The 26,161-nt window shown below is 32.7% G+C and carries 28 protein-coding genes; 4 read left to right on the top strand and 24 right to left on the bottom strand.

Going from position 1 to position 26,161, the window contains the following annotated elements; translation table 11 throughout:
- Positions 1 to 37: 37 nt before the first annotated feature.
- From ACXAGJ_RS11175 to ACXAGJ_RS11165, 3 genes are all read left to right on the top strand, one after another.
- Entirely contained in the window at positions 38 to 2,413 is a 2,376-nt protein-coding gene (locus tag ACXAGJ_RS11175; RefSeq protein ID WP_474839842.1) for a hypothetical protein, read from the top strand.
- An 80-nt stretch (positions 2,414 to 2,493) separates the two neighbouring features.
- Positions 2,494 to 3,321, top strand: a complete 828-nt coding sequence (locus ACXAGJ_RS11170; RefSeq protein ID WP_474839840.1) for a GLPGLI family protein — start codon at positions 2,494 to 2,496, stop codon at positions 3,319 to 3,321.
- A gap of 24 nt (positions 3,322 to 3,345) precedes the next feature.
- Positions 3,346 to 6,090, top strand: coding sequence for a TonB-dependent receptor (locus tag ACXAGJ_RS11165; RefSeq protein ID WP_474839838.1), 2,745 nt, complete (start codon positions 3,346 to 3,348; stop codon positions 6,088 to 6,090).
- Positions 6,091 to 6,192: 102 nt separating this feature from the next.
- On the opposite strand, the gene ACXAGJ_RS11160 is transcribed toward ACXAGJ_RS11165, so the two are convergent.
- The 6 genes from ACXAGJ_RS11160 to ACXAGJ_RS11135 are packed head-to-tail and all read right to left on the bottom strand — an operon-like array spanning position 6,193 to position 11,148.
- The gene (locus ACXAGJ_RS11160; protein WP_474839836.1) at positions 6,193 to 7,035 is read right to left on the bottom strand and encodes a hypothetical protein; all 843 of its coding nucleotides are present in this window, start codon (positions 7,033 to 7,035) and stop codon (positions 6,193 to 6,195) included.
- Complete coding sequence (locus tag ACXAGJ_RS11155) at positions 7,035 to 7,559, bottom strand: hypothetical protein (RefSeq protein WP_073316470.1); 525 nt, start codon at positions 7,557 to 7,559, stop codon at positions 7,035 to 7,037. Before ACXAGJ_RS11155 ends, ACXAGJ_RS11160 begins: the two co-directional genes overlap by 1 nt.
- Positions 7,560 to 7,576: 17 nt before the next feature.
- Complete coding sequence (locus ACXAGJ_RS11150) at positions 7,577 to 8,686, bottom strand: glycosyltransferase family 4 protein (RefSeq protein WP_474839833.1); 1,110 nt, start codon at positions 8,684 to 8,686, stop codon at positions 7,577 to 7,579.
- Positions 8,686 to 9,084, bottom strand: a complete 399-nt coding sequence (locus ACXAGJ_RS11145; protein ID WP_474839831.1) for a hypothetical protein — start codon at positions 9,082 to 9,084, stop codon at positions 8,686 to 8,688. Before ACXAGJ_RS11145 ends, ACXAGJ_RS11150 begins: the two co-directional genes overlap by 1 nt.
- Positions 9,085 to 9,095: 11 nt before the next feature.
- Complete coding sequence (locus tag ACXAGJ_RS11140) at positions 9,096 to 10,001, bottom strand: hypothetical protein (RefSeq protein WP_474839829.1); 906 nt, start codon at positions 9,999 to 10,001, stop codon at positions 9,096 to 9,098.
- On the bottom strand, positions 9,982 to 11,148 hold the full coding sequence (locus tag ACXAGJ_RS11135; protein WP_474839827.1) for a glycosyltransferase family 4 protein: 1,167 nt from the start codon (positions 11,146 to 11,148) through the stop codon (positions 9,982 to 9,984). The genes ACXAGJ_RS11140 and ACXAGJ_RS11135 overlap by 20 nt, the downstream gene beginning before the upstream one ends.
- A 246-nt stretch (positions 11,149 to 11,394) precedes the next feature.
- On the opposite strand from ACXAGJ_RS11135, the gene ACXAGJ_RS11130 reads away from it, so the two are divergent.
- A complete protein-coding gene (locus ACXAGJ_RS11130) occupies positions 11,395 to 12,372 on the top strand; it encodes an NAD(P)H-dependent flavin oxidoreductase (RefSeq protein ID WP_474839825.1) in 978 nt (325 codons plus the stop codon).
- A gap of 322 nt (positions 12,373 to 12,694) precedes the next feature.
- Here ACXAGJ_RS11130 and ACXAGJ_RS11125 read toward each other — a convergent pair whose 3' ends face one another.
- The 18 genes from ACXAGJ_RS11125 to ACXAGJ_RS11040 all read right to left on the bottom strand — a co-directional run bounded on the left by ACXAGJ_RS11125 (position 12,695) and on the right by ACXAGJ_RS11040 (position 25,877).
- A complete protein-coding gene (locus ACXAGJ_RS11125; RefSeq protein WP_474839823.1) occupies positions 12,695 to 13,060 on the bottom strand; it encodes a hypothetical protein in 366 nt (121 codons plus the stop codon).
- 50 nt (positions 13,061 to 13,110) lie between these two features.
- On the bottom strand, positions 13,111 to 13,779 hold the full coding sequence (locus ACXAGJ_RS11120) for an HAD hydrolase-like protein (protein WP_474839821.1): 669 nt from the start codon (positions 13,777 to 13,779) through the stop codon (positions 13,111 to 13,113).
- 130 nt (positions 13,780 to 13,909) lie between these two features.
- Positions 13,910 to 14,662, bottom strand: a complete 753-nt coding sequence (locus ACXAGJ_RS11115; RefSeq protein WP_474839819.1) for a hypothetical protein — start codon at positions 14,660 to 14,662, stop codon at positions 13,910 to 13,912.
- A gap of 50 nt (positions 14,663 to 14,712) precedes the next feature.
- On the bottom strand, positions 14,713 to 15,183 hold the full coding sequence (locus ACXAGJ_RS11110) for a GNAT family N-acetyltransferase (RefSeq protein ID WP_474839817.1): 471 nt from the start codon (positions 15,181 to 15,183) through the stop codon (positions 14,713 to 14,715).
- Between the two features lie 74 nt (positions 15,184 to 15,257).
- Entirely contained in the window at positions 15,258 to 15,788 is a 531-nt protein-coding gene (locus ACXAGJ_RS11105; protein WP_474839815.1) for a hypothetical protein, read from the bottom strand.
- 64 nt (positions 15,789 to 15,852) lie between these two features.
- Complete coding sequence (locus ACXAGJ_RS11100) at positions 15,853 to 16,515, bottom strand: hypothetical protein (RefSeq protein ID WP_474839813.1); 663 nt, start codon at positions 16,513 to 16,515, stop codon at positions 15,853 to 15,855.
- 71 nt (positions 16,516 to 16,586) lie between these two features.
- Positions 16,587 to 17,216 carry a hypothetical protein gene (locus tag ACXAGJ_RS11095; RefSeq protein ID WP_474839811.1) on the bottom strand — a complete coding sequence of 210 codons (630 nt, stop codon included), beginning with the start codon at positions 17,214 to 17,216 and terminating at the stop codon, positions 16,587 to 16,589.
- Between the two features lie 198 nt (positions 17,217 to 17,414).
- Complete coding sequence (locus ACXAGJ_RS11090; protein ID WP_474839809.1) at positions 17,415 to 17,900, bottom strand: hypothetical protein; 486 nt, start codon at positions 17,898 to 17,900, stop codon at positions 17,415 to 17,417.
- An 81-nt stretch (positions 17,901 to 17,981) separates the two neighbouring features.
- Entirely contained in the window at positions 17,982 to 19,037 is a 1,056-nt protein-coding gene (locus tag ACXAGJ_RS11085) for an adenylate/guanylate cyclase domain-containing protein (RefSeq protein ID WP_474839807.1), read from the bottom strand.
- Positions 19,038 to 19,136: 99 nt separating this feature from the next.
- Positions 19,137 to 19,814, bottom strand: a complete 678-nt coding sequence (locus ACXAGJ_RS11080; RefSeq protein WP_474839805.1) for a hypothetical protein — start codon at positions 19,812 to 19,814, stop codon at positions 19,137 to 19,139.
- 253 nt (positions 19,815 to 20,067) lie between these two features.
- On the bottom strand, positions 20,068 to 20,391 hold the full coding sequence (locus ACXAGJ_RS11075) for a hypothetical protein (protein WP_474839803.1): 324 nt from the start codon (positions 20,389 to 20,391) through the stop codon (positions 20,068 to 20,070).
- 4 nt (positions 20,392 to 20,395) lie between these two features.
- On the bottom strand, positions 20,396 to 20,836 hold the full coding sequence (locus ACXAGJ_RS11070; RefSeq protein ID WP_474839801.1) for an SRPBCC family protein: 441 nt from the start codon (positions 20,834 to 20,836) through the stop codon (positions 20,396 to 20,398).
- A gap of 85 nt (positions 20,837 to 20,921) precedes the next feature.
- The gene (locus ACXAGJ_RS11065) at positions 20,922 to 22,010 is read right to left on the bottom strand and encodes a helix-turn-helix domain-containing protein (RefSeq protein ID WP_474839799.1); all 1,089 of its coding nucleotides are present in this window, start codon (positions 22,008 to 22,010) and stop codon (positions 20,922 to 20,924) included.
- Between the two features lie 151 nt (positions 22,011 to 22,161).
- Positions 22,162 to 22,716: a dihydrofolate reductase family protein gene (locus ACXAGJ_RS11060; protein WP_474839797.1), complete on the bottom strand. Its 555-nt coding sequence runs from the start codon at positions 22,714 to 22,716 to the stop codon at positions 22,162 to 22,164.
- A 354-nt stretch (positions 22,717 to 23,070) separates the two neighbouring features.
- The gene (locus tag ACXAGJ_RS11055; protein WP_474839795.1) at positions 23,071 to 24,318 is read right to left on the bottom strand and encodes a serine hydrolase domain-containing protein; all 1,248 of its coding nucleotides are present in this window, start codon (positions 24,316 to 24,318) and stop codon (positions 23,071 to 23,073) included.
- A 66-nt stretch (positions 24,319 to 24,384) separates the two neighbouring features.
- Positions 24,385 to 24,858 carry a hypothetical protein gene (locus ACXAGJ_RS11050; RefSeq protein WP_474839793.1) on the bottom strand — a complete coding sequence of 158 codons (474 nt, stop codon included), beginning with the start codon at positions 24,856 to 24,858 and terminating at the stop codon, positions 24,385 to 24,387.
- Entirely contained in the window at positions 24,855 to 25,160 is a 306-nt protein-coding gene (locus ACXAGJ_RS11045; RefSeq protein ID WP_474839791.1) for a hypothetical protein, read from the bottom strand. Before ACXAGJ_RS11045 ends, ACXAGJ_RS11050 begins: the two co-directional genes overlap by 4 nt.
- 207 nt (positions 25,161 to 25,367) lie before the next feature.
- Entirely contained in the window at positions 25,368 to 25,877 is a 510-nt protein-coding gene (locus ACXAGJ_RS11040; protein ID WP_474839789.1) for a hypothetical protein, read from the bottom strand.
- Between the last annotated feature and the right edge of the window lie 284 nt (positions 25,878 to 26,161).

Here is a 26,161-nt window from a genome sequence, read left to right as displayed (position 1 = left end):
AAAGAATGCGATTACAACAACAAAAATTAGTGAAGATTTGAAAAAGATACTCCTGTTTTTGTTGGTGCCATTATTTTCATTCTCTCAGAGTATAGACAATCAATCCGTTACCAGGGTGATCAAAAGCAAACCCTTTAAGGTCAATGGTCAGATTTCGGCAAACAGTGTGTATTATAATGCTAACCAAAATGTAAATCGAGAACCATTTACCTATTTTTTGCAAGGAATACTTAATGTAAGCGTTTTTAGTTTTTCAATGCCAATAGAATATAGTTTTTCTAATCAAGGACAGAATCTAGATTATGAGCTTCCGTTTAATTACAATACGTTAAGCTTACATCCATCTTATAAAGGGATTACGGCACATATTGGTACCGTCAATATGAGTTTTTCTCCCTATACCATGAATGGACATCAATTTACTGGAGGAGGACTAGATCTTGCCCTTTCCAAATCGTTAACGGTAAATGCAATGGGAGGTGAACTTCTAAAAGCCATTAATGATGATGGCAATTCAAGAACCACACCTTCATTTAGCCGGATGGGATACGGGCTAAAAACATTGCTCAAGAAAAACAAATACAGCTTGGGGTTTACTGGTTTTTATGCCAGAGATGATCAAAACTCTATAGATTCGATCCCAGAAGCTAGAAACATACTACCCAAAGAGAATCTGGTGTTAAGCGTTCAGGGAGAAGCAAAAATTGGGAAAAATTATAGAATCCAGGCCGAGTATGCCTCTACAGCTATTACCCAGGATACAAGAGCAAATGCATCAAGTCCAACAAAAACATCTCTGGCTGGACTATTTTTTAATACTCGTACTTCTACCGAGTATCATAATGCTATCAAAGCCCGATTTGGATATACGTTAAAATCCATAAATCTGGGATTGGGTTACGAGCGGATTGATCCAGGTTATGAAACATTGGGAGCCTATTTTTTTAATAACGATTTTGAAAATATAACGCTTGATCTTGCGAATACTTTTTTCAGAAACAGAGTATCATTAGCTTTAAACATAGGATATCAAAGAGATAATCTCAATAATGCAAAAACTAATAGCACCAACCGTACTGTAGGATCTATCAATGTGCAAGCTACACTTTCAGACAAACTTACCCTTGTTGGATCATTTTCAAACTTTACGACCTTTACCAATACCAGACCCAATCAATTTGATGATGTAAACGATGCCGATCTATTAGACGAACAACTAGAAGAGTTAAACTACCGTCAATTGTCGAGAAATGCAATGGTGTCTATGAACTATTTGCTATCTAGTAAAAAAACATTGATTCAGAATCTATCGATAAACTATGCGCTCAACGATGTTGCCAACGAACAAGACGGAAATGTACGAATAGGAGATGTTTCAAGTTTTCATAATGCTAGCTGTGCGCATACCATTAATTTTACAGAAAGTAATTTTTCTATTTCTACAGCTATTAATGCTACGTATAATACAGTTGGAAGAGAAGAGTCCACCACCTGGGGCCCTACGGTAAGTGTAGGAAAACGCTTTTTGAACAAAACCCTAAACACTAGATTTGGAGCATCTTACAACCAATCAAACGGGCTATCAGGAAACTCCAAAGTAGCAAATATGAGATTGAATTTGGGGTATGTATTGCTGGAACATCATAACTTTAATCTGAATGCCATTCAGTTGTTTAAAACGGTAGATGAAAGAGACAATCTTGCAGAGTTTACCGCCACTTTTGGGTATAATTATGCATTTGGTTTGAAAAAGCCGAAGTTTAATTTTAACAAGAGAGAAAGAATACAGAGCGATTCGATCAAGGTACGGTATCGAAAATATTATTTTGAAGGATTGCCCAAAGAAATTACACCAAGGCTTGTTGTGATTCCTGAAGAAGAAGGATTTGAGCATTTGGTTACCAACCGAGACGGAAACCTGACTGATTTGGAGCAACAACTGCTTGAAACACAGGAAAAGGACAAAAAAGTATACAAAGAAATCGCTTTGTCATATCTAAAAGAAATGGATAGCTATTTTGACTTTATTGATTTCTATAATGAAAAACTCTATGAGTCTTATATAAAACTGATTACCGAAGCTAGACAAATTGATCGACAAATTAGAGATGAATACATGGTGTTGAGTGCAAAAATCAATAGTGCAGAACAAAAGGATCCCGAGGATTTGAAACGCCAAAAAATATTGGAAAAACGTTATACATCCCATACCCAATTATTGAATGCTTTACTGAAATGGAATTTACAACCAGAAGATATCGAAAATCCGGAAGGAGACATAAAAATACTGAAAAAACAAAATGCTTCAAAAGTGTTTTCGATGTATCAAAATAACCAATCAGAGAAGCGTATCATCAATTTTATTGAGATCCAATTGGCAGATTTATATCATAAAGTGTTGCGTAAAAGTTAATGGAGCACCGTTAATGTTTTGATAAAGATTTTGATTATGTTTAATGTTTTTTAATTTTTGTTAAACAAAATAAATCAATTATGAAACTTCTGACCATCAACTATTTCTGCTGTTTGCTTTTTTTGTTGCCTTTTTCCTCTGTGTTTTCTCAAGATTTTCAGGGAAAGGCCTATTACTATTCTAAGTCCAAAATGAAATTGGGAAATTGGGGTGCACGACTAAGTGAGGCACAAAAGAAGCAGGTGGCAGCCCGTTTAAAAAATAGGTTAGAGAAAACTTATATACTAACCTTTAATAAAGAAGAGTCGCTGTATCAGGAAGATGAGAAATTAGATGTTGATGCGTTGTCTGGAGCAACAGATTCTTGGGGCAAAAATTTTACTCCTGGAAAGCAATATAAAAACATCAAAAATGATGTACAGGTGCAAAAACAGGAGTTCTACGGCAAGAACTTTTTGATAAAAGATAAACTACTACCTATAGAGTGGAATATGCTAGGAGAAACTAAGAAAATAGGAGGATACACATGTTTTAAAGCCATGGCAAAAATACCTTCTTCCGATTTATCCTGGTACTCTTTTTCATGGAGTGAGTTGAGATCTGCAAATTCAGACCAAGAAACTGATGATATCCCTATGACGGAGGTGACGGCATGGTATACATTACAAATCCCCGTAAGTCTGGGGCCTTCGGAATTTTGGGGTTTACCTGGACTCATTCTTGAAGCTACAGTTAATGATACTACCATATTATGTTTTAAGGTAGTAATGAACCCTGAAGATAAAATCAAAATAGAGGCTCCGGAACGAGGGAAAATCGCATCCAAAAAAGAATACAAAACTATTATCACAGAAAAAATGCAAGAAATGCGCAATAATCGTGGTCGTAGAAGCGCCGGGAGTAGATAACATATCGTAAATAACGAATAAGGGATGAGGTGTTTTTGGATTGGGGCATTGTTCTTAATTTTCTCTAATGGAGTTTTTTCTCAAGTAACTCTTAAAGGTAAGGTAAAAGATACGATTGGCAATCCACTAGAATTGGCCAGTGTAGTCGCTATAAATCAAGCAACGGGTATTTTAGAATCTTACATTACTACAGATGAAGAGGGTAGTTATCAACTTAACGTAAAAGCTAACAGTACTTTTAAGTTAAGTGTGAGCTATGTTGGAATGAAAAACTATGAAGAAATCATATCTGTAACAGATAAAGATATCGATAAGAAAGACATCATCCTCACCGTAGAAAATGCTTTAGAAGCTGTAGAACTTACTTTTCAAATGCCGGTAACCATAAAAGGAGATACGCTAATTTATAATGCAGACTCTTTCAATACTGATACAGAAAGAAAACTTGAGGACGTACTAGAAAACTTACCAGGGGTAGAGATTAATGAAGATGGCAAGATAGAAGTAGAAGGTAAGGTTGTCAATAAGTTAATGGTAAACGGAAAAGACTTTTTTGATGGGGATACCAAGATTGCAACCAAAAATATTCCTTCGAGCGCTGTAGATAAAGTACAGGTTCTACGAAATTATTCTGAAGTGAGTCAACTACGAAGTGTTACCAATAATCAAGATAATGTGGCGCTCAATATCAAATTAAAAGAAGGTAAAGAAAACTTTTGGTTTGGTAATGTTACCGTTGGAGGTGGGGCAAGTGAGGAGGAAGGTCTGTACCTACTGCAACCCAAACTATTTTATTACAACCCAAAGTACACCTTTAATTTTATTGGCGATTTCAACAATATTGGCGAGATAGCATTATCCAGACGTGATATCAGAAATTTTGGAGGAGGGTTTCGATCACCAAGCAGAAATAGTGGTACAGAGATCAATTTGGGTGAGAATGATTTGAGTTTTTTGACGAACCAAAATAATGCTACCTCTATCACCAATTCACTTGCTACCGTTAATTTTAGTTATGCAGCAAGTAAGTCATTCGATGTAACAGGCTTTGCTATTTATAATACGAATCGACTTACTTCAAGGCAATTAAATTTTGTGCAATATACGGATGCTAATTTGGGTATTCCTAATGAATCTACAGAACAAGAAACTGATGAGTCCTCTGATCAGGGATTGATAAAATTGAGCGCTTCCTACAAACCAAATGCTAACATTCAACTAGATTACGACGTCCTGGGAAGAATTACGGTAGATGAACAAGATCAGGTCTTTTTTTCCTCAGTTCTTGGAGCTACGGATCAATTTGACAAGACGACACCCTTCAGTATAAATCAAAGTCTGAATTATTACCATACTCTTGATGAGAATAATGTTTTTGCGCTTGAAACACAACATTTGTTCAAAGATGAAGACCCTTTTTATAATGCACTTTTAGCAAACAATCCAGATAATAATAATGAGACTAATCCTGAGGATAGAGATCCTTACGATAGTACAGCTGCGGCTTTAGGTTTAAATGATGATTTAACAAATTACAACATCTTCCAAAATCAACGAATTCTATCGAACCAAGTAGATGCCAAATTGGATTATTATCATATTGTGAATCCAAAAAGCAACCTTAACATTACTTTAGGAGCGATCTTCAGTCAACAAAACTTTGATTCTAGAATATTTCAGTTTTTGGAGAACAATGTAGAATTTGATCCTACTCCTACATTTAATGAAGGCCTGGCACAAAATGATGTTAGTTATACATTTAGTGACATTTATATAGGGTTTAGATATCGTTTTAAGACAGGTAAATTTATAATCACACCAGGGGTGTCCGTTCATTCATACCTTAATGAGAATACACAATTGGGGAATAATTTTGAAGACAATTTTTTTAGAGTACTACCTGATTTTGAAACTCGAATTCAATTCAAGAAAAATGAGAGTTTAACCTTGCGATATAATATGCGAAATCAATTTACCGATGTAACCAGATTGGCGCAAGGTTTAGTGCTAAATAATTTCAATAACATTCAGTTTGGAGAACCAGAATTACAGAATGCGCTTTCTCATAACGTAAGTTTGTTCTATTCTAGTTTTAATTTGTTTAATTACACCAACGTCATTGGTAGTGCAGCCTACGCCAAAAATATTGATCAGATTAGGGGATTGACCACTTTTGAAAACGTAATTAGAACAAATACTTTTTTTAATTCTGATTTGGCGGATGAAAGTTTAACGGTCTTCGGTCGGGTACAACGTACTTTTGGGAAAATAAGAGGAACTTTAAGAGCTAATTTTAATTATTCCAAGATTAATCAATTTATTCAGAATAGAAGATCCTTGAATGAGAGTTTTATTCAAAATTATACTCCAGGCATAAGAACCAATTTTAAAGTAGCGCCTAATATAAGAATTCGTTATACCTATGGTATTGCCAAAAATATACAAGGGGAAAATGAAACTACTTTTTATACGAATGCCCCATCCATCGACTTTGATGCCTATATCTGGAAATCATTAACGTTTATTACAGATTATACATACACAGAACAGCGAACGGATAGCGGAGGAAGTGATTCATTTCAAACTTGGAACGCCTCTTTGTCCTATAAAAAAAATAAAGATGCTAATTGGGAATACGAGATTAAGGCAACCAATATTTTAGATATTGACTCCAGAGTTAATAATAGTGCTACAAATCTTTTCGTATCCTCATCAAGAACTTTTATCCAACCTAGATTTATTTCTTTTAGACTACGCTATAATTTATGATATCCTAAATAGTGTGTTATGCTTTTTCTGATGGAGTTGGAAAGGTGTTGTTTCTAAAGTACAATAAAATATTAGATCAAATTGCTCATTAAGAGAAATCATCTAATGACGATACTTAAGGTGTTTTAATCTATAAAACTGATCATCGTATAACCTGTCCAGAGGAATAGCAATATGTTTGTCTTGGTACTTTTGTAATTCTTGAATAGCGTTAAAACCTGCAGCTGTATAAATAATAGTAGCCTCTTCGTAATAGGGCAAAGCCGGAAATACATTTTTTGAAAAGTAAAATTGAGGGTGTGAGAAATCAACATCTACTTGGGTCAATACTAGTATTTTGAGTGTAGTCCAATTTCGCTCTCTAAGATCATTTGAAACAAATTCACACAGCCGAAGTACATCTTTTTTTCCTCCTGAATGCACCAAGAGGCCATAAGGAGTAGAGTAGGGAAAAGGGGTTTTAGTCCCTTTTGTTTCTTGGAGTAGCGATAGCTTCTTTACGTTTTTTGAATGTCTTTTAATCCAGTTTTGGTGTGTTGTGTAAAGGGGTTCTAATAGCAAAGTTTCTTCAAAGCAAAAGTATTTGGGTGTTGGTACCTGAGCTAAATAATCTTCCCATTTTAGTATTCTGGACACATAGTAAAATTTTATATAACTATGGTTTTCATAAATAGAAAGCAATTCACCTTTTAACCCAAACGGAAAAGCATCAATATAAAACCGTTTTATGGGATGTTTATTTAGTATTTCATCAATGACAGTTGTCCACTGATTTTTTGAATCTGTCCAGTTCAGTTTAACAAATTTGTAGTTTTTGAAATGATGACAAAATTGGGATGGGGTGATAATCAGAATCTCATGATAAGCGAATTGTAAGGTTTGTATCAATTTTTCTGTTCGGGTAAGATGACCCAGTCCTCCACCTTGTACATAAAATAAATACATTAATACCCTTTTCTATTCAACTCTTCTTTAATAATGTTTCTTTGGATTTCAGGAATTTGAGAAATCATATCGACCAAAATAGAAGGTTGATAGGACTCCTTGTTAAGTTTTTTTTCTGTTTCACCTTTTATGTGGAGTAACTTTTGTGCTGCGTCAAATTGAATTCTGGCGATTTCCGTTTCCTCTTTTACAAGTTTGGCTTCGTATTGATTAATTAGTTTTATTTCGTAGGGGTTCAAGTTTTCTTCATTATCGCTGATCTTAATTTTTGTGTCATACAGTTTTATCTTCCATAATAGATCAGAAGAGGGAGTTCTTAGTTTAAACCCTTCGGGTTTGTATTTTACTTCATAAATGACGTCATCATTCTCATTATAATACTTTCTCTTATCAGATTTTGTCATTTTGGAGTGATAAGCAACTGATATAGAAGTTTCATTATCCGGACTTGCCTGAGACGTTTGTACAGTATTGTTACATCCTAAAAGCATCAAGGATAGGATTAAAATTGAAAATATTCTCATGGTTAGTTTTTTATAGATTATATGAATTTAGAAAAAATGCTTAGATAATTTTCGATTTCTTTTTGGGGGGTATATTGTTTTTCTATTAAACGAAATAGTGTTTCTGTTTTTTGTTCTAAGTCACTAGCTGAAGCTTTTACAAAGTTTTCTAACTGATTTAGAAGTTGATCTGTTGATAGCACATCAAAAAGATAGGCATTTTCTGCAGTCAATACATCTTGCAGTCCTCCGGCTCTTGAAGCCAAAATAGGAACTTTTAACGCACCGGCTTCAAATAGTACATTTGGCATACCATCATAAAGAGATGGAATGATAACCGCATCACAAACGAGATAATTGGCAATTAGAGATGTTCTTGAATCAGGTGTCGTTACCGAGTAGGATATTTCATTAGTTTTGATCAACCACTCTAATTCTGGATCTATATCACCTATGATTCTAAAGTGTAATTTTTCTTTTAGATAGGTGTGTCTTATCGTTTCAACTAGAAAAGAAATGCCTTTTTTCGGTTTCAGATAACCAATCAATCCTATGATATGCTTGTCTTTTTGATCAATATCCTGCTTGATCTTGGTAGCTAGCTGTTTGTCAAGATCAGAGGTAGCCCATTCTGAAAGGTCGATCGAGTTATGAGTAAAAAATACATGATCATTTAGTCCTAATTTTTTTACTCTGCTCGCTTTTTCTTGGGTAACGCATGCTATCGCATTAGAATGTTGCACTGCATACAATACATCTTGCCTTTTTTGTGAGAAAACAGCATGGTCAAAATCATTTCCTCTAAAACAAGAGAGTAAAGGTTTTTCTAACCATTGAGAAAATAAAGGTATTCCTTTTAAACATAGGTTACTTCCATAGCTTACTAAGCAGTATGAATTCTTAACCAATTCATCTTTTTCTACAAAACTCCATGCCACGTTTAAGGTAAATGAAAAATCCTCATAAACGGGTAATGCTGTATAACTACCTCCTACTTGTTCTTCTCTCTCGAAGGCTTTAGCTTTATTTGTAAAATGAAATACATGAACGCGGTAATGTTTTCGTAAATTTCTCACAATACGATCACAACTTCTTGCCATACCTCCTTTGTTTGGAGGATAATTTTCTGTGAACCAAATAACTTCCATTAGCTATAGAAGAATGTTTCGTCATTACCCAGATAATCATCTTGGTTGCTGTCTGGCCTAGCAAAACTATCCATATCAGAAGAACTCCATTCTCCGCCGGCACCAGCTCCTCCAAATCCTCCTCCTCCAAAACCTCCCTCAAAACCATCCTCATTACTTTCAGAGTTGATTGGGGTACTTGTGGTAATTATGACATCATCATCATGAAGATCATTATCAGAGCTTTTAGGGTTTGAAAACAGATACACCTCCCAAAAGCAATCTTCACAATACCCTTTTTTTTCTAATATGCGATAATGAGAATTACATACCTGTTTTTGACATCTTGAGCACTCATTTTCCGCTTTTTGATGGCAAGAAATGTTTAGGAACACACCTGATTTTTGTTGACAATTCATAGAAGATCGTATTAATTTAAGGGTGGAGGGCTAGCTATAGGTTGAACTATATTTTTTTGATATAAATGTGTCATGATCTGGGTAAAAACAGATTCGTTTGATTTACTTTCGGTACTTACCTTATCCGTTAGATGTAATAGTTTAACCTTGTCTCGTACTTTAATCACAAAATGATTTTGCTCTTCCTTAACCATAATTGTATAAGTGTCATCCGTAGATGTGTTATTTTGCGAAATCACCTGATACTTGTTTTTATCGAGTTTCAAACTTAACGAGTAAAACATCTTATGTTTGTACTTTGATTTTGTTTTGATTTTTCCACTACTCCTTCTTTTGGTAGTGCTAACTTTTAGCGAAATCTGATATAATGAAACACTACAAATAGATCCATCTTTAAGTCTAAGGTTGGCTTTGTAACGTTCCATTCCATATGGCTTATAAGTAACTCCCTTTCTTTTGGATAAATTCAACTCTGCTGGAGGTATAGAAAATTTAGCATTTTCTATTCTATTTAAATTCAGAGTTACCTTCATTAGATTTCTATAGATATCACCTTTTATCGCAATAATGAATTTGATGAGTTCGTGGATAGCATCTTTGTGAACAAAATCATGTTTATCGAAAATAGCCAGTGCAGCATAGAGAAAGAAAGAAAAAAAAGCAGCGACTGCAATTGGAGCAATGCTCAAGTCATTTATCGATTCTGTGCTCAAGAAAGAAATAAAAAAAACAAGTACCGGAATCAAAAAGACCAAGTGCTTTGGTTGTAGTTTTATTATAAAAGATGATGGACGAAAAATATGATTTTTACTAAAAATTAACCAATATTCACTGGTCCTCGAAGCAGTTATTTGCTTCGTGCTTTTAAACGTTTTTTTATCTTTTTTTAATAATTGGTTAAATACAACTGATTCCATTTACATATATTTCTTTCATTTTTTTTTCCTGAAATTCCCACAAAAAATTATGAATCGCATAGTTCTTTGCATTATCTCCTACACTTTTGAGGGTGGAGGTGTTTTGTACTAAAGTACGTATTTTTCTCCCTAATAATTCAGGACGATCTGGCGGGACCAGAAAACCGGTGTTATTATCATCAATAAATTCATGAACTACGGCAATATCTGAGGCGATTACAGGGGTTCCATATCCCATGGATTCAACAATCTTTAATGGGTTGCACCCTTGCTTTAAATTTCGATTGCATGCCGATAGCGGAGCAATGGTGCATAGCGCATTTTTAATTTTTGAAGCTAAAGAGTTCTTGTCTAGTTCAAAATACCAATCTATTTTATTTTCCACACCAATGTCTTCTGCCAATTTCTTGAGATACAAGGCTTTTTTTTCTGGTACAGCAATACACATCACTAACCTCATATCTAGATCTTTGACCTCTCTCATTGCTTTTAAAAGTGTTTTTAAACCCTGCCATTTTTGAATAGCCCCAAAATACAATATATAAGGGTTGGTACTATTAGTGGCATCACTCTCGTAAATTGTTACCCCATTAGGAATTAAATTTACTTTATTTTCTGAGATAGAAAACCTTTTTTGTATGTAGTCTTTGGTTACTTTAGAAGGTGTAATGATAATATCTGAATCATGTACACATTGGTTTTCTAAAGATTCGATTTTATGAATAATCCCATTATGAATCTTTGCATATCTGTACGGGAGTTCTATGCTAGGGAACGCATTAATTTCAAAAATTTTTCTGGCGTTTTTAAAGCTTTGTACTGCAGGAACCCCTCCCCAAATATCTCTAAAATGCACTAATTGGATGTCTTGACAGAGGTCGCTCTTCATGAGTTTTAAAATGTCTTCGCTAAAAAACTGTGTTCGTTTTAAAAAATTCAGTTCCTTTCGCTTCCATCGATATACATACAAAGATCGTTCTTCGTCAAATTGAAATTGAGGCATTTCATCTGTTCCTAAGCAGATTAATAAACCAACATCAAAAGTGTTTTGTAGCGCTTTTAGGCAATGATTGATATGAGTAGCGGCTCCTTTTGTAGAAGGGAAAACATCAAATGCTATGTATAGATACTTCGGTTTAGACCTCATTAACTTTGTTTAGTATTGCAATTTATGAACTTGTAGTTAATTTAACCTCTGGATCTATAAAAGAAATATGATAACTAATAGGAGCCAAGTTCATCTCCAATAGCAAACTTGGAACCTTATCCATAATGACAAGAATTTTACTCTTGCATCTTTATGAATTCTAATTAATAATACTTTCTTAGTTTTTCAATTATAGTATTATATTGTAGAAAGAAATTAGAAATCATCTTTAATATACACCATAAAATGAGTAAAGCACCCTTTATAAAAGAATTAACCTTGCCGGCTGTGGCGGCACCCATGTTTTTAATCTCAGGACCTCAATTGGTTATTGAGTGTTGTAAAAATGGAATTGTAGGTACTTTTCCTGCATTGAACCAACGAACTTCTGAAGGATTCGAAGAATGGTTGATTGAGATTAAAGAAGCACTTTCGGATTATGAAAAGGAAACGGGTAAAAAAGCAGCGCCATTTGGTGTAAATCTTATTGTTCATCATTCAAATCCGAGATTAAAAGCTGATTTGGCTTTATGTGTTAAGCATCAAGTGCCATTAATTATCACTTCTTTGGGTGCTGTTTCAGAATTGGTAGATACGGTGCATAGTTACGGGGGATTGGTATTTCATGATGTTATCAAAAAGAGACATGCCGAAAAAGCTAGCGAAGCAGGAGTAGATGGATTAATTTTGGTGGCAGCAGGAGCAGGAGGACATGCGGGAACCTTAAATCCAATGCCATTTATTACCGAGATTAAGCAGTTCTTCAAGAAGACAATATTACTTTCTGGTTGTATTAGTACAGGAAGAGATGTTGCCTCTGCTATGCAAATGGGAGCGGATTTGGCATATATGGGTACTCGTTTTATCAATACCGAAGAGAGCAAAGCTCCAAAAGAATATAGAGAGATGATCATCAACTGTGGAGCCAGCGATATTGTGTATACTGCTGCTATTTCTGGGGTTGCTGCCAATTTTTTAGGCCCAAGTTTACAGGCTATGGGAATTACCGAAGAAATGTTGACCCGAAAGACTAAAGTAGATTTTGGCGAAGAACTAACGGTGGATGAAAATGAAGCTAAAGCGTGGGCTACTATCTGGTCTGCTGGACAAGGAGTGGCGGCTATTCATGATGCGCCTAGTGTAAAAGATTTGATTTCAAGTCTGAAACAGGAGTTTAAAACTGCCATTCAACAGCAAAATCAGTTGTTAGAAACCTATGGATAGTGATAGTATCAAAGATTAACTCTACATGGTGAAAGCTTAATACTTCTCAGCCCTGCTATGGGCACAGTTTTAACTTTCTATTGGATCATTTTTACAAAGTATTAAACTTTGTAATTAGTGATTTATTAATGGTTAAACTTTTTAAAGTCATGAGAGATCTAATTTTATACGTTATTCAGAATTTACATTCCATCTGAAGATGTAAGTAAGGTTCTTGAGTAAATCCTATTTCGGCTAGTTGTTTTTTTACCTGGTCTATTTTGTTTTCAAGGTTAGTTATTTTGATGTGAAGCGTATCTAAATAATAGATCGTTCCAAGAGATTAACCAATGTATAAAAAATAGTCTTCTCCTTCTGTGGAACGTCCGACACTAAAGGTTAATCCCACATTCTTAGCCTTGATACATCTTGGGTCAGTACCATTTTGGCAGGCTTCTATTTCTGAATTATTATCAAGAGAAAGGGAATATTTAATTCCGTAGAATGCAAAAAAAGTATCCTTAGAATAAACAACATTAAGTCCTTTGTTGTATTCTTTTTGTTTTTTTAAAAAATCTTCTTTTAGTTTTTGTCTTTTTTTTAAAAATTTAAGTCCAAAGCTATTTTGAAGATAATTGACCAATAGAATAAAGCATATGAATCCTATTAATAACAATACAAATTCAATATTCAATTCAAACCCATTCATATTCTACACTATTTTTGAAGTATAACAAGGATCCAATAAAGGTTATTCTCTTAATATGGCTTATACGTCATTTTTAAAATTTCATCTTTTAGCTGGATACAGTCATTTACAATCGAGTCAGAATTTGAATCCTTTAGTTCTTTCATACTTCCATGACCATAGGAAACCGCAATAGTTCCAATTGAATTATTTTTACCTCCAAGGATATCGAATTTTCTATCTCCAATCATTAAAGTTTGACTTCTATTTAGCTCAAAATTTGAGATTATATATTCAATTATTTCCGTTTTATCCTTTCTGGTATTGTCCAGGTTACTACCGACCACCTCTCTAAAAAGATAACCCAGGTTAAAATTTTCAATTATTTGTTTGGCATATACTGTAGGTTTTGACGTAGCAACAAAAAGTTGAAATCCATTCTTTGTTAATTCTTTCAGAACCTTTTCAATATTTGGATAAAGAGCGTTTTGGTAAATTCCTTTTTGAGAAAAGAATTCTCGGTAATAGTTGACAGCCTGAATAGCTACACTTTCAGATAATCCATAGTAAATTTTAAAAGAGTCAATCAAAGGTGGGCCAATAAAACTTTTTAAATCTTCTTTGTCACTCTCTTGAATGCCGAGCTTGTTCAAAGCATAAAGCACAGAATTTACTATACCCTCTTCGGGTTCTATAATTGTACCGTCTAAATCAAATAATATGTTTTCAATTCTGTTCATTTATTGAGTATAACATCTCGTATAAGAAACGTAGGGCAGAGGATAAGTGATACGTTTCATATTGGTATGAAGCCAAATACTTAGATATTGGGCTTTACCAAAAGCCCTTTGTTTATTTGTACATTTATTGTTAGTTACAGGGTTTTCTTTTCCCTCCCATTCTATATCCAGTTTTTTGCCTTGGTCCATATTCAATTCTCACTATTTTACAACAATTTACTTCTATTACATATTGAAAATTTTCTAACATGGCCCCTCGATTCCCATAACAATTCTCAAATTCAAATTCCCCAGGTAAAGCTTTTTGTAAGTCAGATAGTTCATCTCCAACTTTGAATTTTGGAATGGTGTTTTTTACTATATCATGTCTTACGTATTGAGGGACAGTGTTATATGCAAGTGATGGTAATAATTTTGGAAAAGCATATAAATAGATAAACAGAAATAAAATTGGTATAATCAGAATAGGAATAAGATGTATTTGATTTATTTCATTCCGCTTTTTATTCCAAGTCAGATGAAAAGTTAGACCGAAAATTAGTCCGCAAACAAATGCGTCGATAAATACTCCTAAAAAATTATTTGAGGTTAAGAAAATCCACCCAATCAAAATTGTAAATCCAACTAGTGCATAAATTCCGGATAACAGTGTGAAGTTTAGAATTCCGATGTTTTCAGATAGTTTGGCAATTCGTTTACTTGGTATGAGGATAAATAGTCCGTAATAGATTAAAAGAAAAAACGTAGACCAAAAAACCACAACTCCAGTATCTCCTCCAGATGCATTTTCGAATTTAAAATTCGACCAAACAATATGAGTTATTATTTGTCCAATCCATCCCAGGACGAGTGCAAAAAATGATATTTTCTTGAAGTTTTTCATTCGCAATGTAACAACGATTTAGCCATTAGTAGTTGCATCCCATAGGGTTGCTATTGTTTATAGGTAGTTTTATCTATTCCATTATATACATTTGGGTTATGTTTCTCCATATAAAATTCAGGATTAGGTACTTCCATAAACCCAAACTTTTTATAAAGCCATTCTGCTGTATTAGTTAATAAAATCCAGCGTCTTAATCCTTGAAGATTTGGGTGTTCCATGATTTCACTTATCAGCCATTTACTTAATCCCTTTCCTCTATATTCCTTTAGAACATAGACATCTCCCAAATACGCAATGGTTGAATAGTCTGAAATTATTCTGGCAAAGCCAATTTGCTTGTTTTCGTGGTAAAGCCCAAAATTCAAAGAATTTTCAATTGATGTTTTTAAAGTATCGATTGGAATTCCGTTAGCCCAATCAGTTTCGTTTGCAAGGAATTTGTGAATGCTCAAGATATCTAATTTATCCTTGTCGGTGGAAATGGTATAATCATTTCTATGTGCTTCTCTAATTTTCAATTCAGTTTTTTAAATTAATGCTAACAGTCTGGTTAAACTGAGTTTCAATGCAGTTTAGGCGTTGTTGTGTAACGTTATTTATTTTTTTCAATCGCTTTTTTTATTGATTCAGAAACTAATTCCTTTAATTTGGTGTCTTCAGTTTCCGTTTGGTCTAATTGCTTTAAAATGTTAATTAATTCAATTCCGTCATGAATTGGATTTCTCAACTCTTTCAGCACAAAATTTGTTTTCTCGTCGCTTTTTGTTTTTGTTGAGTATCTACTTAAAAATGCAATAAACATTTTTGGATTCCTATGGAGCATTTTAAAAACCAATTCATTGTTCCATTGACTGTATTCTATGTTATTCGAACAGTCAATTCTCATATTTACAATAAACTTGAGATAAGTTTGCTCATCAAGTTCTGTATTTTTATGTAATAGGGAATCTATTTCTTTTAAGGTTCTAAAATCGCAAGGGCGAGTGATTTTGGATTTTGATTCTTGTACTGGCAGAATAGTTCCGTCTTTAATTGCATCTGTTTTAACTTCTGCTGTTCTATCTTTCCAAGTTTCAATTTGTTTTTGCTTTCCATCACAATTGAAAAGAAAAGGAATAGTCAAAATCAGCAGTATTTTAGTGTAGAATTTCATTTTCCTAATGTTGCACCTTGTTAGGCATTTACTTTTATCTTTTTAATAGTTCTTTTAATTTTTCAAATTCTGTTTTTAGTCGAAATTGTTCTTCTTTTAAATAGTCTTCTGCAAAAGGTGAGCTACAGTCTTGGTTGTTGATTTGTCGAATTAATTCTCCATTTTCAAAGTAGCTACGGTCTTCAATTATTTCAGACTTATCAATGTCAAATGTTTCAGTATCGTTGTTCTCTTTCATTGCTGTAGCGTCCCAAGTTATCGGTCGATTGTATTCATACTGCTTTTCAAATACAAATGAAAGTTGTTCATTTTGTGTATAAAATTCTTGAATTTTTTTGCCTGTTTCTCTAAAATGAATTGCAACAACTTTTAAAAGAGTGTCATTTAGGAAATAATATGTTGCAGCACCTCCTTCTGTTGATGGATAAAGTTTTCTCTTATCCGTAGAAGTCCACTCTGTGATTTTGTTGATTCTTTTGAAATTTAATCTAATCGGTTTCAGTCTTTCGCCTAAATACTCTACATAGTGGGGATCGTTTTTCGATGAATCTTTTTGTTGTTTCTCATATTCCTCTCTCAAGTCCTTGTCTGGTTCTGGAACAAGTTCAAATCGATCGTTCTGAGAAACCGATTTTTGTCCGTTATCGTTGCAACTGATTAAAGTTAAAAAAGTCAATATGATTATTAGTAGTCTCATTTTTCAGCTTGTGTCTAATGTTTAGTGTATGGTATGTTTGCATATACTATATACCTTGTTGGATTTCTTTTTTAATTTAATTTATCCAAAAAAATGTCGAAATTTTCACTTATTATTTCAATAAAAGACGAATAGTTAATCGACTTATAATATTCTTCTTCGGTTAGGTCTTCTACTTCTAAAAGCTCTTCGATTCTCATATGCTCTTCGATAGCTTTTTGCCCATTCCAAACTACTATTTTAGGTCTTTCGTTATTTGAGGAGTAGAAAAAACAAAGTAAGTCAACATAAGCCTTTGAGAGGTCCATTTCGTCTGGATGATGGTTGTTATAACATAATGAAGCAAACGGGATTAATTTTTCTCCATCAATAAAACCTCTATGCGTGGCACTCTCTTCATCAATTAATGTATAAATACTCTGGTCAATTCTTATATCCCGATCTGTAAGATATGATTGATTAATTGGTGGAGTAAGTTCTGAAGCTTCATTTAACAAGGTTAAAAATCGGGCAATTTTGAACGAATTTCCATTTTTGGATTTAAATTCTCCATTTACAGGAATAGTTCCATGATGTTTTTCAATAAAAATCAAAAAAGATTCGTCTAATTTATGCTTATGTTTTTCTATCCATTCCAGCACTGTATTGTCGACTTTCCCGGCATAAGATCCAGAAATTATTTTAATATTTTTAGTACTCATCTTTTGATACCTTCTAATGAAATGTAATGTTTAAAATGTGTGTCGTAGCAGAGCAAAAAGTTACTCAACTATAAGCAAAAACTGCGCATTGATTGCTAAATTTTATTTGCAGCAAGCATTGCGCCTTACCAAAAATACAACAACCATTTGATTGAACACTTAGCTGCTATGATTGCATATATGTTGTTGTAAGCAGTATTACCTTATATTTTTAAGCTCAAATAATACGTTTTCTCCACCAAAAATTTCTATTTCATTCTCAATATTTAGGTCAATAATTTTTGATTCGGAAATCCGCAGATAATTTTTGTTTTCCTTGTATTCAAAGAATCCTATTATAGTGTCTTTAAAAAGGTCTTTATCTCCTAATAAATAAATAGAAGAACTATCTTTTTTAAACCATTTACCTTTAAATGAATACTTGTCAGTTTTGAATTCATAAGTATCTAAATCAAATTTTAAGATACTTTCCGAGGCAAGCATTGGCCAAAATCCATTTACGATTCTTAATGAGGTTGAGTCTAAAGGAAATCCAATTATACCTCTTTTAAATTCCGTTGATTTAAATTGACAATTCCATTTATTTTGAGTTATATTTTCAATTGTCAGTTTTTCAGAACGGTCATTACAGCTCGATATAAAAATCAAAATTATAAATAGTAATGTGAATTTGTTTAGGTGCATTCGTTCGTCTTATTGCTTACGGTTAGTATATGAAGCGTGGCCTGCCGATAGGCGGCTATGATTTCATATACAGTGTTAGAGTCAGTTATTATTCACTTCAACACTATATATTTTCACATCGGTTACTTTTCCCTTCAAGTTAAAACTACCTATAAAATCAATTTTGAAAACACCAGGTCTTGAAAGTCGTTTGTACAGTTTTTCTGATAAGAGAAACTCTTTGTTTAGGCTATTACATTGATTTTGAATTCTTGCAGCAGAATTCATCACATCTCCATGATAAGCAATTTCACGTTTGATTTGCCCAACTTCAGTCATTACAACTTTTCCCATTTCACAACCACATTTAAAAGTTGGAATACAACCATAGGTAGATTTAAAGTATTCATTTTTGTCTATTAAGGATTGACGATATGAGAAGAAGAAATTTATAAAGTTTGCATTTTCTAATCCTTTATCCGGTTCCCAAACTAAAACAACTTCATCTCCTACATATTGATATATTTCGGCATTATATTTTTTCACCATATGTAACTGATCAAAGCAATCTTGTACAAATTGACTATAATTTAAATGGCCAATTTGTTCAGCAATAGTCGTTGATGACTTCAAATCCAGAAACATAACGATTCTTTCAACTTCCTTGGGTGAGTGAAACTCTCCTTTCAACATTCTCAATAGGTTGCCAGGTCCAAACTTCTTATCTACATTTTTAACAAAATTCACCAAGATTGAAACAAAGAACAAATAGAATAAAGTTAGGCTTCCTTCTTTCGAAAATAAATAGTTCAGTATTAATTTTAGGTCTAAAATTTCTTTGCCCGATAACGAATACATGACTACACCTACACTAACAACAAATACTAAAATTATTAGATAAAAAAATGACTGTATTAGTATTGTCAACCCAAATGATTTTATTGATTTAATTCTTTTGTTCAGCAATTCACCAATGGATACAAAAGATATACTTACCACCAAACCCATAATTAAAAATATAAATACGTATTCTAAAATACTTCTCGGTTCGGGTTCATCAACCAATCTCTGTCCAAACTGTCTTAACATCGTAAAGAAGATGAAAAAAAATGCCCAAACTATGGTTTGAATAGCTATGTCTCTAAAGTAATTTTTCATCCTCGGAAATTACTACCTAGTTAATTTTAATTGACTCTAACAACGTCCCTTGTATGGTGCGTTTGCTTCCCGAAGGGAGCAAATGAACTATACAAACTGTTATGGTCTTTTTTTGATTTCGTTTTCTATTTCTTTATAAATATCCATCATATACCATCCTCCGGTGCTAACGTAATATAATCTATTATCTTCAAGAAGTATTGAGTTTGGTTCTTTACTTATTCGATACCAAATCCTGTCAATTTCTCTTAACTCACTTAAAGACGCAAATGTACTATTAGCAATATCTTGATTTTTAAAAATGTATTCCGTAATGGTTGCTCTAGGAAAAGTATTCCCATTTGGAGTTTTACTTTTTGTAGCTTTAATAAAGGCAAATCTACTTTCTATAATAGAATTTTTTATTGTGTCAATATTAATGTTTTCAATCTCTTCTGGTTTATTGAAATCAGACTTTATTAACCTTTCGAGTCCTCTAATTAACCTAGTTTTTTCAACTTCAATAAGTCCAAAATCTTTAATTATATAATTGTGCTCTAATTTAGATAACCTTTCTACTTTATTTTTTAAATAGGACTTAAGATCTTTGGGGCTTTGGCTAATTTTCGGAACTGAATCTACTATTTGATTTTTAGTCGCTTTGATTTTAGACGAATCGATTAATTTTTCTTGAGTGATTTTTTCAGAGTTAACCTTTTCTGAAAGAGCATCTTTTTTCTTACAAGAAACAATTCCAAAAAGTAGCACTAATAGATATGTAATCAGTTTTTTTATCATTTCACTTTAATTGACCATAACGTATGTATATAGTTACTAAAGGTAACTATATATCCAAATAGTAAGAAATATAATTACCTCAATGAAGTTTTCCTTTAGAACATAAAAATAATAATCTCCAATAAAAAAGCCAGACCTAATAAAATAGAGTTAGCTGAATGGAAAAAACAAGGTATTGGAAACCTATAAATGAGCAATTATTCTTGATTTTAGTACCCAACTACCCAATGTTTTTGTATGTTGTTGACGGTAGTTATTTTGGAGGTAAACTCATTACATAATCATAACTTTCATTTAAGTATTCTGATAATTTATCCAAATCTTCCCACATTTTTTCGGGAATCAAAACATAGCCTTCCATAGTAGCATTGTAAGATTTGTAAAGTGTGGTGTCAAATTCTTTAAGATACTTTTTTTGTACTTCTTTAGAAAATCGGATTCCTATTTCCCCCGCTTTGTTAAAAAGCGAAAACATATAACCATTGGCAGACGTATAAGGCATTGTTTTTCCTTTTCTTTCAAATCGTTCGCATTTGTCAATAAGGCAATCGTATATTTTTAGTTTGTCTTCCCACATAGTTTTATTGTTTTTCAACAAATTGTTTAAATTGTTGCATCCATTTTTCTCCTTGTTTTCTATACATATTTGGAAATAGAATTGCCATTAATTTTGGCATAAACCAGTTGATTCTAGTATACTCATATTCATACTCATATCTGGTTTGTGTATCGCTAATTTCTATGAAAGTACATTTCATGGTATTTTCCATGTGTTTATGGTAGTAATTTGCTTCAAAAGAATCGGGAAGATTATTTTTGGTAATGGTTTCAATTAAAATCATATCCTTATTACCATACTTATAATACATTTTAGACTTTGCTCCGTTTTGGTTTTTCGTACCACTAATCAGTTCTTTTTTAATAAAACCATCCTGATACTCTTTGTTGTAATCCGAATTTATAAATAAATCCGTGACTATTGATCTTGGTTGATTAATCACAATTGCTCCTTTATGCTTCATAATGTTAGCTATTTAATTTGAGAAGCATAAGTAGCTAATTCTGTTTTAGCACTGGTTACAGAACGGTTTTGTAACCTATATTTTTTTAAGATTTTAAGTTTTTGATGTATTCAGAAGGAGCAATCCCTTCAAATTCTTTGAAAACTCGGTAAAAAGACACTTTATTATTAAAACCAGAATCGTATGCAATTTCAATTAATTTTAGTTTGTTGTCTTTGTCACGTTTTATAATTTCTTTCGCTTCTTTTAGTCGGTATTGATTTACTAATTTTTTAAAAGAGCAATTAAATTTTTGATTAATTATTTCTGAAACATAATTGGAAGGTAACGAAACCGATTCTGAGAAGATTTTAAGATTTAGATTATCGTTCAGATGTATTTTATCAATTTCAAACAAGTTTACAATTCGTAGTTGGTCATTTTTTCTTTTAGTAAGATTATTCAGATTAGTAGGTTTGCTTGTAAGAATTAATGTTTTGTCTATTAGTTTATAAGCAATAGATTGAATTAAAAAAGTCATTGCTAACATACTTACCTGGTTAAAAAGAGCAAAATTGTAATTGCCCAAAGGCTGAAAGATAAAATAGATGAGATGTAGGAGTAAAAAAATGGAGTAACCGATAAGTATGGTGCAATACCAGTTTACTAAAACATTATTAGTCACCTGTTGTTTAAATTGTTGTAATTTTTTGATGCCAAAAAACACATAGACTCCAATGTAAGCAAAGAAGCTCAAGAAAAAGTAAAACTCAAAACTGGTGTACGATGGAATTTTGGTCATAAACCTGTTTACGGTTTCTAATTTTTCCGTTCCGCTTAAAAAATAAAACGGAATGTTTAACACTAACATCAAACAAAACACTACGAAATGTAAATAGCTCTTTTTTGATAATTTAAACCCTTGTATAGTTATTGACAACGCCATAAAAAAGAGTAGAGGGGGTTTTAGAAAACTAATTGGGGTAGCAATCCCCAAAAGATGTGGCATAGAATTTATAAGTTCTGTTTCTACCAATAAGCGTTCAAAAAGAATAATTCCTTCTACAATTAGCAGTGTTGCCAGTAATTTTTTGAATGCTGTTCTGTCCGAACTTAGTAAAACATAGGCAATAAAAAATGCCTGACAAGTACCAAAAATGATAAGGATGTTAATTATCAATGAAATTCCTGTCATTGTTTTTTATAGGATTGTTTTTTCAAAGATAATGAGTTTAGTTTTTTAAGGAAGTGGTTATTTTTTTTCGTAACTCTGATTACCGTTAACGTTCCGTATAACAAGTGTAGTTTGCCGAAGGTAGCTATTATACATTGTTAGCCACGTTTTTTTATTTCTTATTTATCTCATATACCATTTCAACCATTCCATCTTTAAAGGCAGTTACATCCTTTAAATGCAACTGAATTTCCTTTCCGATGTAGTCGAAGAAAAGTTTTCCATCACCCAAAAGTGTCGGGATTATCGTGATATTTATTTCATCTGCTAATCCAAGTCGCAGAAATTCTTTCGTGAGCATAGTTCCACCAACCATCCAAATGTTTTTGTACTGGTTTTTTAGTTGATCATTTACTATTTTGCTTAAGTTACCTGAAATGAATTGTACATTTTTTTTATCCGATTCAAGTTGTCGTTCGGTTAGAACAAAAACTGGAACTTCTCCATAAGGCCAACCCAATTCAACAGCGTGTTCATAAGTGCGAGACCCCATAACATAACAGTCAATAGACTTAAGGAATTCCGAAATATACTCTTTCGTCAGTTCGACACCTTTTTCGTAATTATCTTTTGCGTGCATCCAAGATACACTTCCGTCCTTTTTGGCTATAAAACCATCAAGACTGGAAACCATATGAATCGTAATTTTCGAATTTTTGTCTTGCATTTCTCAAATTGTGGGTAATGTACGTATATAGTTACTAAAGGTAACTATATATCCAAATAGTAAGAAATATAGTTACCTCAATAAGGTGATATTTCAGAACATAAAAATAATATTCTCCAGTAAAAAAGTGAGGCCTAATAAAAATAGAGGTAGCAAAATAGAAAAACAAAGATGGAGTTTAGTACAAAATCGGAAGATAAAAGTATCCATATCTACCAGAACCGGGACAAACAGATCACCAAAGGGGATTCTCCGAAAAAAATGTCTAATACGAACTGAGCTAATGCATCACAACGTTTAGTATCAGAAACGTTACCATCCTGAAGGGGGGGGGATACATTGTTGTACACGGGTTTATTGAATTAATTTACTTGAATACTCATCTAATTTGTTCATAATTCCAAAATAAGCATCAAATCCTTCTTGATTTTGAATATTCGTATTTACGAATAAAATTCGCCCTATCTTATTTTTTTGATTAAAGAACATTAAAGAAGAAACTCCAGGATCTCCGCCAGTATGACCTATATTATTAAAGGAGGAAAACCCCATAAAAATACCTGAATTATATTCATCATCGTATGGGTTTGTTTTGCCTCTTTCCTCAGTGAAATTTTTACTAGTCAATTGTATTTCAAAAAGTTGATTGTAATTTTCTTTAGTTAAGATTGTTCCGTTTCCCGAATAGCCTTTAATCAATTCGGTCAAATATTTTCCTAAATCATTGATGTTGGTTATAAACCCACCGTCTGGATATGTGATTAATGAATAATATGGTAGTTTGGTTTCTGTATTGGAATACAGGGTTGAAACGTTTTCAAAGTTAACAGCTCCATAGCTCCAGCCTGAACTATCCATTTCTAAAGGTTTCAAAATATGTTCGGTCGTGAAATCTGAATATGATTTATTTGATACAATTTCAACAATATAGGCTGCTAGTGTTGCACCAACATTTGTATATTCAAAAAATTGACTTGGTTTGTTTGCTGTAAAAGCATTTTTATCATACCATTTTCCATTTGTGGATAAGTAGTTTTCTAGAAATTCAGATAGAGCAATGTTAGTGTGTTTTGGATTGAAACTTTGAGGAATATTTTCTGATTTTATTAATGTGCTATCTATTTCATCTTTTAGCACATAGGATTTATCCATATAATTTTCAGTATCAATTATCGATGAAGTATGTGTTGCTAATTGTCTTATGGTTATATCGGTATCTGGGAAATTTGGATTTCGAACTTCAAATGGAAGATACTTGTTTACAGGGTCATCTAAATTCAAAAGACCTTTTTCTTGAGCCTTCATTAAAGCTAATCCAATAAATGTCTTTGAAATAGAAGCAATAGGTTGTAGCGTATTCTCAGTATAAGGTTTTTTGGATTTTACATCTGCAAATCCAAATCCTTTTTTGTACAAAAAGCCTGAAGAATCAACAATAGCGACCCCTAATCCATTAAAATAATTTTTATTCAACTTATTTATTTCAATCGTTAGACTGTCCTTTATTGGTTCGTTGTCTGTAATCTCTTTTGCAGTATTTGATTTTTGTTTACAGGAAATAATTAATAAAATTCCTAAAAGTGATAAAAGTATTTTGTTCATTATTTTAAAATCGGATTTTACAGATTTATCTTCTGCTTGCGTACAACGGTCAATGTAAAAAGTGTTTTAATGCTTTTTTACATCTTGTTGTGTGGCGTTTTTTATTATTTCTTTAATTTGATTATTTCCAAATGCATCCATTATTTTCTTTGATAAAAATTTTAGGTCTGCACCTTTTTCAAGCAAATAATTCAATGTTTTTGGGTCTTTAGTATTGTATACAGTCACGATTGCTGTATTCAATAGTTGGCCCTCGTTAATATTTACATTTACACCTCTTTCGATTGCGAATTTTAATCCTTCTATCTCATTATTATGAACAGCATAATAAGTTCCTTGATAATCATAATTGGAAAAATCTGCTCCCAATTCCAACAAATAGTCAGCTATTTTAATTTGGGAGTAGGCAATTGCATTTTCTAGAGCAACATCTAATTCGATTTGAGAATATCCTGAATCAAATATCCTTTTCAATTCGCTCAGATTTCCATCTCCTGCCAATATTTCTATTTGGGTTTGTCTACTTTCCATATTTTTCATTCCCAATCAAGATTATCCTCATTAATTTGCTCTTGAACTTCTTGTGAAGTTTTAAGTATTCTAGTTTTTGGCCATATATTATCAGTTTGTTTTGATTGTTTCCAAGTCAAATGAACAATCGCGTATGTTGAGTCCTTGTCAAGAATTTTATAAAGAACGTCATCATTGTCATCGCGTCTAGCTATCGTTTTTACTTTTTTATTAGCCAGAATGTGATTAGAAGCAATTTCAAGTTTTAATTGCTTTGTTAAGTCTTGGTCAGTTTCATACCAAGGATTTTTATATTTAATTACGTTTTTCATAATGACACACAACGTTTAGTATATGGCAAGTAGGGCAGTAGAAAGCGATAAACTTTCTGGTTTGTACTGAGCCAAAACGTTGTATTTTGTTTTTAAATTATTCATTCTTAAAAGCCAAATCAAAGATTTGGCGGTGTTTGCAAATAGCACAGAACTTTTGTAAATCACTGAACGCCCTATTTGCTATATACAGTGTTGTATGCCGTTTTATTCATTTTCATAATACCCTTTTATTCCAATTCCAATTGTCCAGAAGTATTTGCCTTCATCAGATTCAGGGATTTCTTCCGTTTGCTCATCCATTTCGGGAATTAATTGTCTCCAAACTGCTAAGTCTATAGAGGGAAAAACATATGAATATGGGATTTCCTCTTCTTCATTATCAAAATCAGAATTTGTCGAAACAGATATCTCCTTGATTAATTGTTGAGCAGGAGTCTTAAAAATTTCAATTTCATTTAGATAGACTTCAGTAAATTCAGAATCCTTACCTGAAAATTCAATAAAATCAGCTTTGTTGTTGTCGTCAAATGTTATCTGTAGTTCATTTTTGAAATAGCCATCTTTTGCAGGAACAGGCATTGAAAAATCTCCATAATCCATTACTGATTTTTCTGATGAATATTCAGGCTCACCAAGAATTGTTCGAGTTTCATCTCTCGTCATTCCAAGTTTTATTTTTCCAGCTCCGATATGTGGTTCTAAATCAAATCTCATTTTCTAATGGTATACAACGTTGAGCTATGCATAGTGCGGAAGCAAAAAATCACAGGTTTTCGAGCCTGCACTTAGCCAAAGTTTATATTTTGTTTTTATCTTTTCTAAAATACTAAATTTAAATCTTTGGCGACTAACCAAATTGGCAATAACCTTTCGAATAAACCCAAAGCCCGCATTATCGCATAGGTATTGTGCCTGTTGCACAAGTTAACAAAAATGTAAGATAGATTTGTTATTGATTTTGGATTGGTATGTTATCTTTAAGTATGCAAGGCAAGAAA

The organism is Aquimarina sp. AWH4_224, from assembly GCF_056160245.1.
Note: the sequence above shows the minus strand (reverse complement) of the source record. Positions and strands in the feature narration are given on the sequence as shown.